The 19,790-nt window shown below is 33.1% G+C and carries 15 protein-coding genes and 1 pseudogene; 11 read left to right on the plus strand and 5 right to left on the minus strand.

All coding sequences use genetic code 11. From position 1 onward, the window contains the following. Positions 1 to 46: 46 nt before the first annotated feature. Both AC1DVP_RS20455 and xrtF read right to left on the minus strand, forming a co-directional pair. The gene (locus AC1DVP_RS20455) at positions 47 to 490 is read right to left on the minus strand and encodes an exosortase F system-associated membrane protein (protein ID WP_477185321.1); all 444 of its coding nucleotides are present in this window, start codon (positions 488 to 490) and stop codon (positions 47 to 49) included. Next, complete coding sequence (xrtF, locus tag AC1DVP_RS20460; RefSeq protein ID WP_477185322.1) at positions 480 to 1,016, minus strand: exosortase family protein XrtF; 537 nt, start codon at positions 1,014 to 1,016, stop codon at positions 480 to 482. Before xrtF ends, AC1DVP_RS20455 begins: the two co-directional genes overlap by 11 nt. 72 nt (positions 1,017 to 1,088) lie before the next feature. Between xrtF and AC1DVP_RS20465 the strand changes: the two genes are divergently transcribed. The 3 genes from AC1DVP_RS20465 to AC1DVP_RS20475 all read left to right on the plus strand — a co-directional run bounded on the left by AC1DVP_RS20465 (position 1,089) and on the right by AC1DVP_RS20475 (position 4,314). Next, entirely contained in the window at positions 1,089 to 1,544 is a 456-nt protein-coding gene (locus tag AC1DVP_RS20465) for a GAF domain-containing protein (RefSeq protein WP_477185323.1), read from the plus strand. A 147-nt stretch (positions 1,545 to 1,691) separates the two neighbouring features. Continuing rightward, a complete protein-coding gene (rpsO, locus tag AC1DVP_RS20470; RefSeq protein WP_077374687.1) occupies positions 1,692 to 1,961 on the plus strand; it encodes a 30S ribosomal protein S15 in 270 nt (89 codons plus the stop codon). A gap of 217 nt (positions 1,962 to 2,178) precedes the next feature. Continuing rightward, positions 2,179 to 4,314 carry a polyribonucleotide nucleotidyltransferase gene (locus AC1DVP_RS20475; RefSeq protein ID WP_477185324.1) on the plus strand — a complete coding sequence of 712 codons (2,136 nt, stop codon included), beginning with the start codon at positions 2,179 to 2,181 and terminating at the stop codon, positions 4,312 to 4,314. 177 nt (positions 4,315 to 4,491) lie between these two features. Here AC1DVP_RS20475 and AC1DVP_RS20480 read toward each other — a convergent pair whose 3' ends face one another. Then, complete coding sequence (locus AC1DVP_RS20480; protein ID WP_477185325.1) at positions 4,492 to 4,896, minus strand: hypothetical protein; 405 nt, start codon at positions 4,894 to 4,896, stop codon at positions 4,492 to 4,494. Between the two features lie 790 nt (positions 4,897 to 5,686). Between AC1DVP_RS20480 and AC1DVP_RS20485 the strand changes: the two genes are divergently transcribed. The 7 genes from AC1DVP_RS20485 to rpe all read left to right on the plus strand — a co-directional run bounded on the left by AC1DVP_RS20485 (position 5,687) and on the right by rpe (position 14,932). Beyond that, positions 5,687 to 6,112: a hypothetical protein gene (locus AC1DVP_RS20485; RefSeq protein ID WP_477185326.1), complete on the plus strand. Its 426-nt coding sequence runs from the start codon at positions 5,687 to 5,689 to the stop codon at positions 6,110 to 6,112. Between the two features lie 118 nt (positions 6,113 to 6,230). Further along, a complete protein-coding gene (locus AC1DVP_RS20490; RefSeq protein WP_477185327.1) occupies positions 6,231 to 7,970 on the plus strand; it encodes a tetratricopeptide repeat-containing sensor histidine kinase in 1,740 nt (579 codons plus the stop codon). Continuing rightward, on the plus strand, positions 7,963 to 8,709 hold the full coding sequence (locus AC1DVP_RS20495; RefSeq protein WP_477185328.1) for a LytR/AlgR family response regulator transcription factor: 747 nt from the start codon (positions 7,963 to 7,965) through the stop codon (positions 8,707 to 8,709). Before AC1DVP_RS20490 ends, AC1DVP_RS20495 begins: the two co-directional genes overlap by 8 nt. Positions 8,710 to 8,910: 201 nt before the next feature. Further along, the gene (locus tag AC1DVP_RS20500; RefSeq protein ID WP_477185329.1) at positions 8,911 to 9,150 is read left to right on the plus strand and encodes a hypothetical protein; all 240 of its coding nucleotides are present in this window, start codon (positions 8,911 to 8,913) and stop codon (positions 9,148 to 9,150) included. A 345-nt stretch (positions 9,151 to 9,495) separates the two neighbouring features. After that, positions 9,496 to 13,119: a hypothetical protein gene (locus tag AC1DVP_RS20505; protein ID WP_477185330.1), complete on the plus strand. Its 3,624-nt coding sequence runs from the start codon at positions 9,496 to 9,498 to the stop codon at positions 13,117 to 13,119. 80 nt (positions 13,120 to 13,199) lie between these two features. Next, positions 13,200 to 14,063 (plus strand): sigma-70 family RNA polymerase sigma factor, encoded by an 864-nt coding sequence (locus tag AC1DVP_RS20510; RefSeq protein ID WP_007804760.1) that lies wholly within the window; start codon positions 13,200 to 13,202, stop codon positions 14,061 to 14,063. A gap of 206 nt (positions 14,064 to 14,269) precedes the next feature. After that, entirely contained in the window at positions 14,270 to 14,932 is a 663-nt protein-coding gene (gene rpe, locus AC1DVP_RS20515; protein ID WP_477185331.1) for a ribulose-phosphate 3-epimerase, read from the plus strand. A 66-nt stretch (positions 14,933 to 14,998) separates the two neighbouring features. Here the strand turns inward: rpe and AC1DVP_RS20520 are convergent, their stop codons facing one another. Beyond that, entirely contained in the window at positions 14,999 to 15,421 is a 423-nt protein-coding gene (locus AC1DVP_RS20520; protein WP_477185332.1) for a CBS domain-containing protein, read from the minus strand. A gap of 257 nt (positions 15,422 to 15,678) precedes the next feature. Here AC1DVP_RS20520 and AC1DVP_RS20525 point away from each other — a divergent pair, with 257 nt between their 5' ends. Next, complete coding sequence (locus AC1DVP_RS20525) at positions 15,679 to 19,272, plus strand: family 78 glycoside hydrolase catalytic domain (RefSeq protein WP_477185333.1); 3,594 nt, start codon at positions 15,679 to 15,681, stop codon at positions 19,270 to 19,272. A 315-nt stretch (positions 19,273 to 19,587) separates the two neighbouring features. Here AC1DVP_RS20525 and AC1DVP_RS20530 read toward each other — a convergent pair. Further along, positions 19,588 to 19,790: pseudogene (locus tag AC1DVP_RS20530) on the minus strand (IS1595 family transposase); the annotation flags it as partial.

Below are 19,790 nucleotides of genomic sequence, written 5' to 3' on the forward strand. Positions count from 1 at the left end.
CTAAATAATTCTTTTATAAGTCTCTTAAAGGTAAGAAAAAAAAGAATTATTTTTTCAGTTTCTGAAAATAAAATGCTGGAATAAAAACAATTACAAACAAAGGCTGAATCAAAAAACGCCGAACATAAAACAGCAATAAATTCTCTTGATTTTTAAAAAAGTAAACAATAAAAAAGAAAGCAACAATCAGAATCACAAAAAGCAAAACATATAAAACACCTGCAAACAAAATCATCTCTCTATCCTTAAAGAACAAATAAAGTATTCCTAACGAAAAAACAGTATTTATAAAAAACCGAAACAATAATCCTAAAAACAGCAATCCCGAATTAAACTCGGGTAAAGGAAATTTCAAATAATCTCCATTAAAATAAACCAAAAAAGGGTCATAAAATAATTGACTTTCAAAAGCTCTTACAAGCATCAGCAAAGACGCTAATACAACTATAAAAAAAATACGGGTTTTATTCTGAAACACTTTATTTAGCATATTTCGAAAATTTATTAACCCAAATTACCCATAAAATAAAAACCGTTCCATAAATTATCGCCGGAAATAAGACACCATGCAGCAGATGCTTTACTTCAGGAAAATAATACATCAAAACTATCAATAGAGCAATACGCAATACATTTAGAATATAAATCAATAATGTTCCGCCAAAAATAAAAAGCAAAGTATTCTTCATGCTTCCTGAAAAAGCAACAATAAAAGAAATAAACAAAATAATAACACTTATTCCATTACAGCCTTCCACTATCCGAACAATGCATTCATTTTGAAAACACATCCTAACAAAAGGTTCATTAGCAACATTCTCAGTTTGGATACGCATGAAAAACCATGAAATAACTTTTTCAGAATTTTGAGCAACTGCTTGTGTTATTGTATCAACTGTATTATTACCGAAACCGTTTAAAAAAAACTGATAGATTGCCGTAAGCAAAATATAGCAGCCAAAAAAGCTAGCCAAAAAAAACAAAAAAGGTTTGTACTGTTGGAAATATTTTTTCAAAATTATTTTTTTGCCAAATTTATGCAATTAAAGAATTAGCTTTAAATACTTTTGCATAAAAAATAACAGAACATGACTTTTCAAGAATTACAGCCAAAAGTAACTGAGATAACAACAAACACAACACTTAGCAGAGACGAAAAGCTTTTGTCCATCTGTCTGCTCTTGAGTGATTCTATTTCTTACTACAACTGGGTAGGCTTTTATTTTGCCAATCACGAAACCAAAACGCTGCACCTTGGACCTTATGTAGGAGCCGAAACAGATCATACCGTTATCCCATTCGGAAAAGGAATATGCGGACAAGTAGCAGTTTCCAACAATAATTTTGTCGTTCCAGATGTAAGCGCACAAGACAATTATATTGCCTGCAGCTTTACCGTAAAATCAGAAATTGTAGTTCCGATTTTTGTAAATGGAGAAAATATTGGTCAAATTGACATTGACAGCCACGTTATCGATCCGTTTACGGAAGAAGACGAACGTTTCTTGGAATTTGTAACTCAGGAAATAGCTAAGCTATATTAAAGGATTTAAAGATTTGAAAACCCCATTAACAAGACTTCAAAATCATTTAATTATTAAATTTTTGAATATTTCAATATTTTGCATTACTTTTGCACCCGTCTTACAATAGCTGTACGACATACATAAAAATCATTAAATAATATTCGAATGTATTTAACTAAAGAGATTAAAGAAGAAATCTTCGCTAAACACGGAGGAAAAGCAGAAAACACTGGATCTGCTGAAGGTCAAATCGCGTTATTCACTTACAGAATCAGCCACCTTACTGAACACTTGAAAAAAAATCGTCATGATTTCAACACTGAGCGTTCATTAGTACTGTTAGTAGGTAAAAGAAGGGCTTTGTTGGATTACTTGAAGAAAACAGAGATTAACAGATATCGTGAGATTATCAAAGTATTGGGTATTAGAAAATAATCAATATACAAAAGAGGTGCGAAAGTGCCTCTTTTTTTATTTCTTTTTAGATTTAAAAAAATATTTTAAATTTAAAAATTATTGTCAATTATCTTTCAAAATTGACATTTCATTAAAAAAAGTTTGGTTTTTCATTGGGTTTTAGGCATTAACTACGCAACAACTACAACTAACAACACAACTAAAACCCATTGTATAACCAATTAAGGAAAAATTTATGATTCCACAATTATTTGTAGAAAAAATCGATTTAGGTGATGGCAGAAGCATCACAATCGAGACAGGACGTTTAGCCAAACAGGCGGATGGTTCTGTAGTAGTAAGAATGGGCGACACGATGATACTTGCAACTGCAGTTTCAGCTCGTAGCGCTAACCCAGCGGTTGACTTTTTGCCGTTAACGGTAGATTACCGTGAAAAATTTGCGGCAGCTGGCCGTTTCCCTGGAGGTTTCTTCAAAAGAGAAGCTCGTCCAAGCGACAGCGAAGTATTAACAATGAGATTAGTAGACCGTGTATTGCGTCCACTTTTCCCAGATGATTACCATGCTGAAACACAAGTTATGATTCAGTTAATGTCTCATGACGAAGAAGTTATGCCAGACGCATTAGCAGGTTTAGCCGCTTCTGCTGCCTTAGCAGTTTCAGACATTCCATTTTACAATTTAATTTCAGAAGTTCGTGTTGCACGTATCGCCGGAAAATTCGTAATTAACCCAAGCAGAGAAGACTTAGCAAAATCTGACATCGACATGATGATTGGCGCTTCTATGGACTCAGTTGCAATGGTTGAAGGTGAGATGAAAGAAATTTCAGAAGCTGAAATGGTTGAAGCTATTAAATTTGCTCACGAAGCCATAAAAGTTCAGATTCAGGCACAATTACGTTTACAGGCTGCTTTTGGTAAAAAAGAAATTCGTACTTACGAAGGCGAGAAAGAAAACGAAGAAATTTATAAAAAAGTAAAAGCTGCAGCATACGATAAAATTTATGCTATTGCAAAAGTTGGATCAGCTAAACACGAAAGAAGCGCAGCATTTGCTGAAGTAAAAGAAGAAGTAAAAGCTTTATTTACAGAAGAAGAATTAGCTGTTGACGGTGATTTAGTTTCTAAATATTTTTACAAAACTAACAAAGAAGCTGTTCGTAACGTAGTATTAGAATTAGGCGTTCGTCTAGACGGAAGAAAAACAACTGATATCAGACCAATCTGGTGTGAAACTGATTATTTACCAAGAGTTCACGGTTCTTCATTGTTTACACGTGGAGAAACTCAAGCATTGGCTACAGTAACTTTAGGAACTTCCAGAGAAGCCAACCAAATTGATTCTCCATCTGAACAAGGTGAAGAGAAATTCTACTTACACTATAACTTCCCTCCTTTCTCCACTGGTGAAGCAAAACCGCTAAGAGGAACTTCAAGAAGAGAAGTAGGTCACGGTAACTTAGCTCAAAGAGCTTTGAAAAACATGATTCCTGCTGATTGTCCTTATACCATCCGTATTGTATCTGAAGTATTAGAATCAAATGGTTCTTCTTCTATGGCAACAGTTTGTGCTGGAACAATGGCACTTATGGATGCTGGTGTTCAAATGATAAAACCAGTTTCTGGAATTGCTATGGGATTAATCACTGACGGTGAAAAATTCGCCGTTCTTTCTGACATCTTAGGTGACGAAGATCACTTAGGAGATATGGATTTTAAAGTAACTGGAACAAAAGACGGTATTACCGCTTGTCAAATGGATATCAAAATTGATGGATTGCGTTATGATATCATGGAGCAGGCTCTAGGGCAAGCACGTGAAGGAAGATTGCATATTTTAGGAAAATTGACTGAAACTATCGCAGCTCCAAGATCTGATGTTAAAGCACATTCTCCAAAAATCATCACTAGAACTATTCCTGGAAACTTTATTGGAGCATTAATAGGACCTGGTGGAAAAGTTATTCAAGAATTACAAAAGGCTACAGGAACTACAATCGTTATCAACGAAGTGGATGAGCAAGGCGTAATTGAGATTTTAGGAACTGATCCTGCTGGAATCGAAGCTGTATTGGCAAAAATCCAATCGATCACTTTCAAACCGCAAATGGGAGAAGCATACGAAGTAAAAGTAATCAAAATGTTAGATTTTGGTGCAGTTGTAGAATATACTGCAGCTCCAGGAAATGAAGTTTTATTACACGTATCTGAACTAGCTTGGGAGCGCACAGAAAATGTTACTGATGTAGTAAATATGGGTGATGTTTTCCAAGTGAAATACTTAGGTGTTGATCCAAAAACTAAAAAAGAAAAAGTCTCTAGAAAAGCACTTTTACAAAGACCTCCGCGCGAGGAAAAAAAAGAGTAATCCAATCTTAGTTTACTAAAGGTTTATTTTATAGAAAAAACCCCGTTTTGCAATTGTGAAACGGGGTTTTTCAATGTTTAAACAAACAATTTTTAATAATAGTATCTAAATAAAAAGCACTTTTGAATTTCAAAATTAAAATTCAAAAGTGCTTAAATAACCTGTTTTTTTTTTTAATTAAACAGGCAATATTTTAAAAGAACATATATTAACATTTCCACCTGTTCCAGTAGCCGACACGTTAAAAGCACCTTTAGGTTCGCAAGTGATTGATTGACTATTACTACCATTCAATGGACAATCAAAATTGACTGTAATTATTGCATTACCTATCTTCCATGTAGCCCATCCTGTAGTTCCAGAAGGAGATGAATCACGACCTTGAGAACCAAAAGTCGAAGTATTTAATCTTGGAGTATCAACTGGAGAATTAATCCATTTTCCCCAAGACAAATCAGAACCTGTAAGTATCATATCCTGATTTGTAAAATTAATTACCGTAGCTCTAACTTGAAGATACTCATACATTACATGAAGTTCTTGATTTGCTTCTACCGTGTTGTTTGATTTAGTTTCTGACATAATTTCTAATATTTATATTTCCTACTCGTAAAGCTTTTCGGATACCGCCTCGTTTTTTTAAGTGGGTTCTGCTCCACTTTATTTATTATTATCATCCATAATTTGCGAAAACACTCGCAAAAAATAGACTATTAAGGAATTTAGCTTGCAATAAATATTCAAAAACAAAAACTGGGTAATTATCTTATTTTCAATATCAAAGCTATATTAGAAATTAAGTTTAAATTAAAAAAATGCCATTAGACGAAGATAGTTTGCAATAAAAATGGCAAAACCAGTTATAAAGCCCGTTTTTTATTAATATGCATATTATGGCACTTGAATATATCAAATGAATTGCGCAAAAAATATTTTACTCTTAGAGACATTTTCGTGCCAAGTTGTTCAGATTTAAATAAATAAGCATTGGCAGATAATTTATTTTATGACTGTCCGCAAAGAGTACCATATATATTTTTTTGCCACAGATTAAAAAGATTCTCACGGATTTCATTACACTTTTTGAAAAATCTGTGTAAATCTTTTTAATCTGTCGCTAATTCTATCTGTTTGGTGTTAGTTACGGATAGTCAATAATTTATTTTAATCGACAGTTCACCTTATTATTTAAAGTGATTTCTTTTATTTTCCATAAGTACTATTTTTCCTAATTAAAAGAAAAAATACCTCCGTTTTTAACAGAATAAATCAACAGTATATTAAAAAATAATAAATTCTTTACACAATATTCAAAGAAAAAAAATATCTTTAACCCAAAATTTATTAACAATTAACCTAAAACAAAAAAATTATGTGCGATTCTACAAAAGAACTATCATTTACACCTTACCCAACCATCCAAACTACCAAAATCAACACCGAAGTATTCACTTTCCTACAGCCTAGTCAAGTAACTTATCCGGTAGCTCCATTAGTATCTGCAAAATTCTACACTCCTGAAGGCGGTCCATTAACACTTAAAGTAAGAGCTACATTATACATGAACTCCGAGATTCCTGATGCGCCTTTTGTAGAACCACCTACTGAAAAGGATGGCGTTTTGACCATCAATTACGATTATAATTTTTCTATGGAAACTCCGGAAACCTGCGATGTATGGTACGTAGAACTAGACTACACTTCAGAAACTGTGGGAAATATAAAAACCGTTATATCCTATATGGTAAACTTAGATCCTGAGACTTCTAGGGGAACAACTACAGAAGTGGAACATTAATATCAGACTTTTTATTTAAAAGACTACTAATCAATTTACATCTTTTAATTATAAAAAAATAATTAAAAGATGTAATTATTTAATATTGCATTCGTTCAAAACTAAAGTATCCTTTGAAATGATAAAATTTAAATTATTTCTAATTTCATTATATTTAATCACTCCTTCAATACTATTTTCCCAAGAACAAACCGTAAATAATGTTTTTAACAAAGTCCTTCAAAAAAAGACTCTTGAATTTAGAAATGAAATCAACTTCGATAAAGCTCAATATTTTTTTATAAATAAAAAATGKGATTCTACTCTAGTCTATTCTATGAAACAATTGAGTTTAAGCAAAAATAAAGAATTGTCCGCTTATTGCCATTTTTTTAGAGGTAGCTCTTTTAGAGAAAAAAAACTATTCAAGCAAGCTGAATCAGAATTAAACTTAGTTATTAAAAATTTCAGTTTCTATCCTTTAGTAAACAAAGAATTAGGAGAGATTTCATCAGAATTAAAAGAGTTTGAAAAAGCAATTTATTATTTCAAACAAGTTGAAAAATCTCCCAATATAGACAAGAAAGGATTAAAAATCAGAATTATATATGACAATTTAGGACTTTGTTATTTGCATCTCAATCAATTTACTAAAGCGGAAGAATATCTTTTTAAAAGCAAAAATCTATTAGAAAAAGAAAACAACACTACACCACTAGTTTATTTGTATATGAATATTGCTAACTTGTATTATTCACAATACAAAGACCAACAAGCCATTCCTTACTTTATAAAATCATACACATTATCAAAAAAAACAAGTGACTATAAATTAAAAAAAAGTGCCACTCAAAATATGGCAGTTGTCGAAGAAAACAGAAGCAACTTCAAACAAGCCTTAATCTATCGAAAAGAATCAGAGCAATGGAAAGATTCCCTCAACAACCAAAATAAAGTCTGGGCACTCGCAGACTATGAAAAAAAATATGCCGTAGCGCAAAAACAAAAACAAATCTCCGTACTCAAAGTTGAGAACAAACTAAAAGAGACGCAGCGTAAAACTATGTTTTTTTCGACACTGGCCTTATTGTTGCTTTTATCAGGAGGTATTTATGCTTATGCTCAGAAAGTAAAAAATGCCAAAATCATTTTTACTCAAAAAGTAAAATTAGACAAACTCAACGCTACCAAAGATCAATTGTTCTCGATTGTTAGCCATGATTTGCGTTCCTCTGTCAATGCCCTAAAAACCAGCAACACCAAATTAACCACTTCACTGGAGACCAAAAACTACGATCAGCTTGACCAGCTCCTCCATCAGAACAGCACTATTGCAAATGGAGCTTATAACTTATTGGACAACCTGCTGCATTGGGCCTTGTTGCAAACCAAACAATTGTATTTTCATAAAGATTCTGTTCATTTATTTTCTATTGTACAGCAAATAGAATACAACTACAAACCTTTATTGCTTGATAAATCCATCACTTTTGAGAACACTGTTTCAAAAAATAGTTTTATCTTCGTAGATCTCGATTCTCTAAAAATTGTACTGCGCAACCTACTTGATAATGCCATAAAATTTTCCCCAGAAAATGGCAAAATCAATTTTTATACTATCGAAACAAATACCAATTTTTGCCAGTTGGTGATTCAGGACAGCGGTTTAGGAATGACACAAAACACAATTAATGAGTTACTTCAAGATAGTGAATTATTAGCAAAGAAAAAAAATTCAGAGATTATTGGAACAGGACTCGGAATGCAATTGTGTAAGCAGATGATCAAGAAAAATGGCGGTTCATTAGCCATAGAAAGTGAATTGAACAAAGGTACCAAGATGATACTTTCGTTCCCAAAAACTGAACAAAATGGATAACATCAATGTACTTATTATAGAAGACACGCCAGAGCAAAGCGATGCCCTGAGCTTAGTTTTACAAAATAACAATTACAATATAGTGGGAGTAGCCAGAAATTATACCGATGCCCTTACTTTATTTTATAAAAACACTGTTGATATCATTGTCATCGATGTTTTCTTGGACGGAAAACCAGATGGAATCACTTTTGCCGAGACCATAAACATTGTTCCAAATGCCTCTAAACCCTTTGTTTTTTTGACCAGCTCGCAAGACCGTCAAATTTTTGAAAGAGCTAAACTCACCAAGCCTTTTAGCTTTTTAATGAAACCTTTTAATGAATTAGAAATTATATATGCCCTTGAAATGGCTGTCGAAAAATTCTACTCGCAAGCCAATGTTTTTTTGAGCGAAGACCAAGACACTGTAATCGGCAATGATTATATGTTTATCAAAAAGAAAAATACGCTTAAAAAAGTATCGTTAAAGGACATTATTTACATCGAAGTCGAGGATCGCTACTGCAACATTATTACCGAAAAAGAAAAATTTGTTATCCTCATTTCATTAACCAAGATCAGTGAGTTGCTCGACAAAAACAAATTCATCCGAACACATAGAAACTACATCGTAAACTCCGATAATATAGAAGAAATAATCCTTGCAGACAATCTTGTTATTCTGAAAGGAAACCGCAAAATTAATCTTAGCGACAATTATAAAGATTTTATCAAAAAAATAAAAATCCTGTCATAACAATTTGTTTTTCAGAACAAAATAACAAATCTTCTCTATAACAAAGAAGATTTTTTTATGCCTATAAAGCAGCCAACAGTAAAAGCAAAATTGGTGCATACTTAAGAACATTTCATGACAGCAAAATCCAACCTCATAACATCAATACAAAAAAAAGGAGCTTTTCATTATATATTTACTCTTATAAATAATAAAAAAATCATGAGGCTAGAATTTAATACCCCTTTGAATATGCAATTAAAAACTTTAATAAACAAAATAAATCCATGGTTAGGACTTTTAGTGTCATTATGCATTATCATACCGAGTCTGTATGATATCCTTGATGCTCCTTTAACAATTACAAACGATCACTTTATCTTTGCTGGCGGCTTGTTCTTTTTTGTTATATTTTTAAAAGAAATATTCGACAGAATTGTCAATTTAGAAGGAATGGATTAAATCCAATCATTTGTTTTTAGAAGCAAAAGTATTTGGCATTATTAAACACATGATCCCTGCTCTTCATTAAATTTTTACTTTTTTTCTTAAAAGAAAGAAAGTAAAGGCAATTGAGTTAGAGACAAACATAAACATCTTTGTAATTTATTTGTAACCAAGCTCAGGATACAAAGACATTCCTACGACACCATTTTTCACAAATTAATAATTGAATTAATTAGAATTCCCTGTTTCAGCATTTTGAGACAGGGAATTTTATTTTATAAAAAACTTACTTATTTTTTTATGCTAATTATATTTTTAACATGAATAAATCCTTATATTTCAAAAATCAAAACCCAACCTATGGCCTTTTTTATTTTTGTTTTATTCATTTGCATTGTTATTCTGTTTAACAATTTTTTCAATCTAAAAAAGAGCAACGATTATCTGGAATCCTTGCTTGAATCCTATCAGGAAGACAACGGCAGACTTCGAAAAGAAATATCAGAAATCAAAAAAACCATTGAAGGCAAAACAACTACTATCGAAAATATTCCATCGATAATTGAAGAAATAAAGCTTCAAGAAATTAAACCAATTATTGAACCTGCCATAACGTCTATTGAAGACAGCATAACAAAGCCTATTGAAGAAAATACGATTTACTCATCCCCTATTATTGAATCGGATATACCAAAAGATGAAAGTATTGACAGCAATGAACCCATTTCAACAAACAAAATTGAAGAAAAAATATTCACTTATGAAAGTAAAACTTACCCAAGATTAGAAAACCAAACTCCAATAGAAGAAAAAATATATGAAGAAAGTGCATTTTCGAAATTCTTAAAAAATGCCGAAAAACAATTTGCAGACAATTGGACTGGAATTTTGGGAACCGCAATTATGGTACTTGGAATTGGTTATTTGAGTATTTATACCGCTTTAACAGTAGCGCCATTATTCCGTATTTTAATCATATGGCTGTATGCATCGCTATTAGTAGGGTCTTACCACATTTTAAAGAAAAAAGAAAAATGGGTTAAAACCGGATTGTGGCTTCGAAGTGCAGGTGCCAGTTTATTTTTATTTGGAACTTTTGGTGCTTCACAAATTCCTTCGCTTACTTTTATTACCAATACTGCTTTCGGATATTCACTGATAGCCTTGGGAATTGCAGTTAATTTATACATTGGTTACATTATAAAAAAGCAGACATTCTTATCGCTTCATGTAATTTTAAGCATACTCATATTATGTGTCATCCCCGAAAAACTATTAATTACATTTATCTTAGCCTCCATAACATGTACTATAGGAATTATACTTTCGTACAAAGAAAAATGGGAATATCACTTACTGATTGTAATTACTGCCTTTATCATTTTCGATATTTGGTTTAATTCTCAAGGTACAAAATTAACCGCTGCAGAAAACATTATTGCTATCCTCGGAATCATTGCTGTTGCCGGAAGCTGTATGTTCATGCAATACCGCAGTGTTTATGAAAACACTCATTTTGACAAACCTGCTTTTATAACTCATTTAATCAATTGGGCGCTGTTTGCAACTGGATTACTATTACATTCAACAGGAAGCAAATTCAAAACTTTTGTATTGTTTTTTGGCGCAATAATCTGTTTAGCCATTGCATTGCGTGCCCGCAAAAAGAAAGTTTACTGGCTGTATCATTTAGACGGAATGGTATCGTTTATACTTTTGGCACTTAGCGTTATTATGCTGAATGATTGGAAAGTTGGCATTGACATCATTGCTTGCATTTTATATATCCTAATACTTGTCTGCTTATTTGTAGTGTATAAAGAAAAGGAAGCTTTGCTTCACAGGATTTTTCTAAGTATCAATCATTTGTTTGGAGCAGGATTGATCATTTTTTGCATACTGCTTATCAACAATGCATTGAATACTGCAAAAATTACAAACGCTTTTACAGCTATGATTCTCTTATCACTAATTGCGCTTTCAATTCCTGTTATAGCTGCGATAAAAAAAGAATTCACTGATGTTGATCCTGTCTTTGGCGAAAAAAGCTTGAGTTTGAACGGAATTCTTGCAATGGCATTTTCGGTATTTGTGATCTTAAAAGCCAATGCAGTTTTAGCAGACAATTCATTCTATTACATTGTGATTGGGATTGCAATAATTTGGACTTTCTTGAAGAAAAAATTTGAAACTCCAACCTTCGATATTGGACGATTTTTATTTTATGCCTTGGCATTATTTATCGGCTTATTTATTATACACACTCAAGAAAAATCATATACCGATTGGACTTTTGCATTGTGTTTATTAGCCATAATTTCATTCAACTGGTTTGTGAAATATTTTTACAAAAATGAGTTCATCATTAGATTTTTCGGAATTGTTGGCGTGAATGCGCTTTTATTACTTTTGAGCTACAAATATCTGCAAAGTCATCCAATGATTCAAATCTTTAACCTGTTTGGAATTGCAGTACTTAACCACGAGTTCTTATGGATAAATTTCAAAAGAAACAGTTTAAGACCAGACAATCAAAGAGTATTATACATATTCTATTATTTGTTTACAGTTGTTGGAAGTTTACTGTTGCTATACCGTTCAAATAATTTAACAAACACTGAAATTGGATTGACCTGTCTGGGAATTGCTATTATCGAAATCTACGTTTTATTTGCCAAAAAAATCAGAAACAAGTCAAAAGAAACCATAAGTGAATGGACGAATTACAATTTATTAAATTCAGAATTACTGCTTTTTACTATTGCTTTATTTGGATTTTCATGCATTCAGATGGAATATGTATCCATCTACTTTATAGGTTTTGCAATTCTGTCATTCCTTGCATTCCAAAATTTTGAAGAGTTCAAACGTTTTTCCAATTATTCTTTTCTTTTATTAACAGGAAGCATCATTCTGACTCTTTTTGTTGCTATTGATAACATTGATGCAAAAGAAAAAATCATCATTTATTCTACACAAACAGCAAGTATTTTATTATCCATTGGGTATTCCTATTTGCAATTCAAAAGTAAAAATGAAGATGGAAAACGCTTTATTACCATTTTGCCATATATTCAAAATTTCTGGATCATTACATTGTTGCTCTTACAGGTAGAAATAAACTACTTGCCTTTGCTGTTCATGATTGTATCATTAATTAATTTCTATTTGATTTACAGCAAAAAAATCCAAATAAAAATTCACTTTGTTTTATTAATTGCAGTGCTGGCCATTTTGGTATCAGCTTTCTACAGCATTAGCAAACTGAATAATTTCAACCTGATAGATTGGATTTTACAGCTTTCAAGTGTCGCTTTAGGATTAGCTCTTACACTGCTTTTAAACAAAAAGGAAGCCATTACCACAATGAAAACCAATTATCAGATCACATTAAATATTTGGCTTTCTATCATCATGTTTAGTCAATTAGAGCATAAATGGCTGCCGGTTTATTGGTCCGCAGCAGCTATTTTGAATCTTTATTTTTATCACAAAAAAATAAGCCAGGAAAAAAATATCAGTATCGTTTATTATTTGCTGGCCAATTTACATTTAGGCTTTTTGAGTTTCAACTTTTATCAATCTAAATTTTTAGCCGTTTATCTATTAATATTTGTGCTTTTAGGAGTTTACATTTATTTAGCATCCAAATGGATGGAAACTTTCAAACTCAAAAACAGTCTGTTGATTTATCCAGCAACATTAAGCATTGGATGCTTTTTATATTTAACTTTTGATAAAGGAATCCTAACTTTTTTCTGGATTTTGGAAGCGCTTGGTTTATTAATTTTAGGAATTATATTAAAAGAAAAATACTTCCGATACGTTTCCCTGTCACTAGTTGGAATTTGCGTTATCCGATTGATGTTCTTCGATTTATCTAATTCCAATTTCTTAATTCGGGCATTGGTTCTGCTTGGTGTTGGGATTGTATTATTGGTAATGAACAGCCTATTTAAAAAATATAAAGAACGTTTTGATTAAAAAAGTTAACTTTTTGTAACTTTTTAGAAACATCGTACGTATAATCATTTGTACACTTAAAAAATTGAGGAGACAAAAACATGAGACAACTTAAAATCACCAAGCAGGTTACTAATCGTGAAACCGCTTCATTAGACAAATATTTACAAGAAATTGGAAAAGTTGACCTTATTACCGCTGACGAAGAAGTAGAATTAGCTCAAAGAATTAAAGCTGGGGATCAAAGAGCCCTTGAGAAACTAACAAAAGCCAATTTACGTTTCGTAGTTTCGGTAGCTAAACAATACCAAAACCAAGGATTAACACTTCCCGATTTAATTAATGAAGGAAATTTAGGACTGATAAAAGCAGCACAGCGTTTTGATGAGACTCGTGGTTTCAAATTCATTTCTTATGCTGTATGGTGGATCCGCCAGTCGATTCTTCAAGCTTTGGCAGAACAATCCCGTATCGTTCGTTTACCATTAAATAAAATTGGTTCTATCAATAAAATCAACAAAATGTATGCGTTATTAGAGCAGTCTAATGAGCGTCCGCCATCTGCTGAGGAAATTGCAAAAGAACTGGACATGACTGTAAATGACGTTAAGGAGTCTATGAAAAACTCTGGTCGTCACTTATCTATGGATGCGCCTCTTGTAGAAGGAGAAGATTCAAATCTTTATGATGTATTGCGTTCTGGTGAATCTCCAAATCCTGACAGAGAATTAATTCATGAATCATTGCGTACTGAAATTGAGCGTTCACTAGAAACATTAACTCCTAGAGAGGCTGATGTAGTGCGTTTATATTTTGGTTTAGGTGACCAGCACCCAATGACTCTTGAAGAAATTGGCGAAACTTTTGACCTGACTCGCGAACGTGTTCGTCAAATTAAGGAAAAAGCAATCCGCAGATTAAAACATACTTCCAGAAGCAAAATTTTAAAAACGTATTTAGGTTAATATAAAATATCCCCAAATTAAAATTTTTAAAGACATTAATTTTTTAAATCTTTTAATACAACGTGAACAACAGTCTGATTAACTGTTCGTTTTTTGATTGATGATTGAAACTCCGGCTGATTACCGGAGTTTTATTTTTTATATTACCTTTGCAAAAAAAAAATAAAAAGAAGTACAGCTGTGCATCTCAACAAAAAAACTACATAATGAAGAATACAATTATTGCTCCGTCAGTTTTGGCTGCTGATTTCGCCAATTTACAGCGTGATATCGAAATGATCAACAACAGCCAGGCCGACTGGTTTCATATTGACATTATGGATGGCGTTTTTGTTCCAAATATTTCTTTTGGAATGCCCGTTCTTGAAGCCATTACAAGACATACAAAAAAAACAGTTGACGTGCATTTGATGATTGTCAACCCAGACCAATACATTAAAACATTTAAAGATTTAGGCGCCGATATTTTAACTGTACATTATGAAGCCTGTACTCATTTACACAGAACACTTCAAGCTATCAAAGCACAAGGAATGAAAGCTGGTGTTGCTCTTAATCCTCATACCAATGTTGATTTACTGGAAGATGTAATCAATGATATTGACATGGTTTGTATCATGAGCGTAAATCCAGGTTTTGGAGGGCAATCTTTTATTGAGAACACTTATGCAAAAGTAAAAAAACTAAAAGATCTGATTACCAGAAAAGGAGCGCCAACACTTATAGAAATTGACGGTGGCGTAACCAATAAAAATGCCGCACAATTAGTAGAGGCTGGTGCCGATGTGCTTGTTGCAGGAAGTTTTGTCTTTAGGGCAGAAGACCCCATTCAAACCGTAGCCGATTTAAAGCATTTACTATCCGTTTAGAAACCGAAAGTCCCAATAAGCAAAACAAGCTTCATTGGGACTTTCTTCTTTAGTAAACACTTAATTTTAATTATACTGATTAATCAAATACTTTATCAAATCAGTTGTCGTTATTATCCCAACCAATACATGATCTTCACATACGGGCAAAGCATGAAATTCTTTTTTTGCTAATATCTCAGCCGCTTCTTTAATAGTAGTCTCTGGCGTAATCGTCACTAGCTTTTTGGCCATTACCTGTTCTACCGTAAACATATTGTAGACGGTGGTATCTACAATCTCTTCATCATCATCAATTGCATCTGCAAAAGAGATTCGTAACAAATCCGTATAACTCAATATTCCAATGATAGTAACTCCATTCACTACTGGAATATGCCTGATTTTATAGTGTTTAAAAAGAGATTCAGCTTTCGTCAAATCATCCTTGATCGTTAATTTAACCAAATCTTTGGTCATAATGGTTGATACTGGAACATGCTGTCTCATAACATTTTCTCTTTAAAATTATATTCAAATTTATAAATGAAAATCTGTAGAAAATATGATGATTATCAGGTGTTAATCAAAACTTTTTCGATAGATTACTATTCGATAATTCATAACTTTTAAGAAACAATAAAACCAAAGCAACTAACTACAAACTGAAGAGAAAAACTAATTTATTCAGATATCACAAAATATAATTGTGTTTTATACACTTATGTTTTAAATTTGGAAACAGTAATAATCTGAAACATACTATAATGCAAAAACATTTTACTACAAACCGTCTGCTGGCAATTGTCTTTTTGATGGCAAACTCAATAATTTATGCCCAATTTGATATCACCAGATTACAGACAGACTATCAGGTTACACCTCTGGGCATGGATGTTCAAAAACCAGTTTTCAGCTGGCAGATGAAAGCAAATTCAAACTTGCGCGCTATTTCACAAAAAACCTATCAAATAAAAGTCACAAACGAAACTGGAGCAATTGTTTGGAATTCAAACAAAATTGAAAGTAATGTTTCTTTAGGCATTGGATATAATGGTGAAGATTTAAAGCCCACTACGCGTTACAATTGGAAAGTATCTGTTTGGAATCAGGACGGTAAAGAATCCAGCGCTGCATCATGGTTTGAAACCGGACTTATGAATCCTGATCCGAAATTATCCGGATGGAATGGAGCAAACTGGATTGGCGGTACTGATAAGGATATGGTACTTTACTCTCACTATCTTACCGTTTTCCGGCTTAGCTATACTATTGAGCTCGATCAAAAGTCAAAATCAGATAAGGCTGGTTTTATTTTTGGAGCAAATGACGAACGTCTTATGGACAGAAACATGAACATACTGGATGTCGAAAATAAAAAAGATTCCTCTTATGTAAAAGTAGAATTGGATATTACAGATATGAACGGCAGCCAAAACGGTAAAGCAAAATTAAATATTTACCGTGTGGGTTATACTAAAAATGATGATGCCTCAGTCCCTTTTAAAACATTTGAAATACCGCTAAACATCATCAATCAAAACAACAAATACAGTAAACATGAAATTTTTGCAGCTTCAGTTTTTGGTGTGTTTAATTTTTATGTAGATGGAAATGATGCTTCCCACAACATAACTGCCGACAATTTGGGTCATACCGGTGTGAACATAAACCCTTTGGGACGAGGTGCAGATTATATTGCATATCCGATCGTGGGAGATATTGGCTTTGCTTTAAATAAAGGACAAAAAGCCTATTTCTCGAACGTTAAGATTATGAATTTCAGAGCACCCTCTAATACTCTGTTTAACGAAGATCTTTCAGGAACTTCATACAACGGAATTTTTTCATCAGTAAATAAAAAAATATTCGTCGCTACAAACGGACAATATGCCATAGATGCCACATCGGAAGAAGCCTTTATCATTGCAAACCCAACTCAAAATGCATCTCCAATATTGCGAACTGCATTTAGAACAGAAAGCAAAACAATTAAAAAAGCCCGACTGTACGCTACAGCCCGAGGTATCTATGAACTATACTTAAACGGAGATCGGATTGGCAACGAATATTTTAGCCCGGGATTAACACAATACAATAAAACACAGCTTTACCAGACTTATGATGTAACGCCAATGGTTTTAGAAAATGGAGCCAATGCATTTGGTGCCATTTTAAGTGAAGGATGGTGGAGCGGTAATATTACTTTTACTGGTGAAAACTGGAATTTTTTTGGTGACCGCCAGTCTCTTTTGGCTAAGCTAGTTATTACTTATACTGATGGAAGCGAACAAATTGTAACCACAAATCCAAACACATGGAAATACTGCAGCGATGGTCCTGTAAGATATGGCAGCTTTTTTCAGGGTGAGGTTTATGATGCCAGCAAAGAATCTGCAATTACGGATTGGTCTAAAGCTAGCTTTAATGATTCTAAGTGGACAAACACACAAATCATAGAATTGGAAACAACTACCAATTCGAATCTTGATTTTTCAGCATTAAAATTAAAAGGAATGCCTGGTGTTACTGCCACTATTACAAAAACATTAAAACCCGTCAGCGTAGAAGAAGTGTGTCCTGGTGTATTTGTATATGACATGGGGCAAAATATGGTAGGTTTCCCTAAAATTGAATTGGAGAATACTGCTAAAGGCGATACTATAATGATGCGCTATGCCGAAGTAAAATATCCTGACACCGAAGAATACAGCACTAATAAAAATATGATTATGCTTGAAAACATGAGAGCTGCCATGGTTCGGGATATTTATTACTGCAAAGGCAGCAATGATATTATTCAACCTCGGTTTACGTTCCATGGTTTTCGATTTATAGAAATTACTGGCATAAAAAAAGCGCTTCCCTTAGATAAAATTACCGGAATGGTACTAAGTTCCATTGATTCAATTACTGCTGATTATCAAACATCAAACCCGCTGGTTAATAAATTATGGAAAAACATAGAATGGTCTACCCGCTCTAATTTTTTATATATTCCAACAGATACACCTGCGCGTAATGAACGCATGGGATGGAGCGGCGATATAAGTGTATTTTCTAAAACTGCAACTTACCTTGCCAATGCCGGCCCGTTTTTAAGACGGCATATGCTTGCTATGCGGGATTTACAGGAAAAAGACGGAAGATTTACTGACACAGCACCTGTTACGGATGCTTTTGGCGGTATTCTCTGGGGAAGTGCAGGAATTATTGTAGCATGGGAGTCATACCTGCAATATGGGGATATCTCACTGCTTACAGAACATTATGATGCCATGAAGCGCTACACTGATTTTCTAAAAACGCACCTCAGTCCAGTAACTGGTGTACAATCTGAATCCCTTCTTGGAGACTGGCTAAGTCCTGAAGGCTATAAAAATGACGATACAATTTTGTGGGATGCCTATTATGCATACGACCTTGAAATCATGAAAAAAGTGGCAACAATACTTGGAAAAACTGATGATACAATGCATTTTGAGCAGGAATATACAGCCCGTAAAGATCATTTTAATAAAACACATATAGATACCATAACAGGTAAAACAATACATTCTGGACACCGGTTTCCTTGGGGTTACAGGGTATCTGAAGATCAGCTTCCAAAAAAAGGAAGTTTTAGTGATACACAAGCCTCATACGCTATTCCGCTGGCTTTTAATTTACTTAATAAAAACACAGAAGATAAAGCAGCAAATAATCTTGTAGCTGCACTGGAGCGCAAAAACAAAGACGAATTAGGCATAATGCGTCCTGAATATTCCTTAATGACTGGTTTTATTGGAACTGCAGCCATTAGTGATGCACTTTCAAAAAATGGCAAGGATAAAGAAGCGTACCAATTATTACAGCAAACCTCTTATCCTTCTTGGTTATACTCAGTAGAAAATGGCGCAACCACTATTTGGGAACGACTGAATTCATACACAAAAGAAAATGGTTTTGGCGGTAATAACAACATGAACTCTTTTAACCATTATTCCTTTGGTTCGGTAGGAGCATGGATGATAAACAATTCTATAGGTATCGCCCGTGATGAACCAGGTTTTAAAAAATTTATACTGCAGCCTACGCCAGACCCTACCGGCAAAATAACTTTTGCAAAAGGACATTATGATTCTATGTATGKAAAAATCACAAGTGAGTGGAAAACTACAGATGGAAAGACAACTTATACCTTTGAGATTCCTGCAAATACAACTGCTGCACTATTTTTAAAAGCATCCAGTATAAACAAAGTAACCGAAAGCGGTAAAAAAATCAAACAGCAAAAAGGCATAACATACATTGGTCAAAATGGAGACAAATTAGAGTTTACATTACAGTCCGGCACTTATCAATTTACAGTAGAAAAATAATAATCAAAAAACTCGGCTCTATCGAAGTTAGCAGTTCCATTGCTAATTTTTCTTTTTCGGATATTGTTTTTAAAATATCAGAGCCCCGTTCTATGTATTTAAACTATTTGGTTTGTATACGATTAACTGTTAATTCAGTACATTTATATCTGAATTACATATCCTTTAACCGCTACAAAGGTGGAAACATCATCTCATAAAATGACAAAACTTCTTAAACAAAATTTAGCAGCACATATTTCACTTTCAGCTTCTGAAATGGAGGAATTCCGCAGTTTGTTTCAACAAAAATCAATTCCAAAAAAAAGTTTTGAGTTATATATTTAGTTTCTGTGTTATTTGATTTTGATAAATAGGCATTGCTATAATCATTCTTTCAACAGTCTTGTGAAATATGGTTTCTTTGAAAATAGATCTATTAATTCTAAATGTAAATTCATCAAAATAGGATTGAATATGTTTTTTGCTAACATGAGTTGGAACCGTTCTTATCCAAGATTTTATTTGATGAATAACAA

The sequence above is a fragment of the Flavobacterium sp. P3_A6 genome (genome assembly GCF_056403035.1).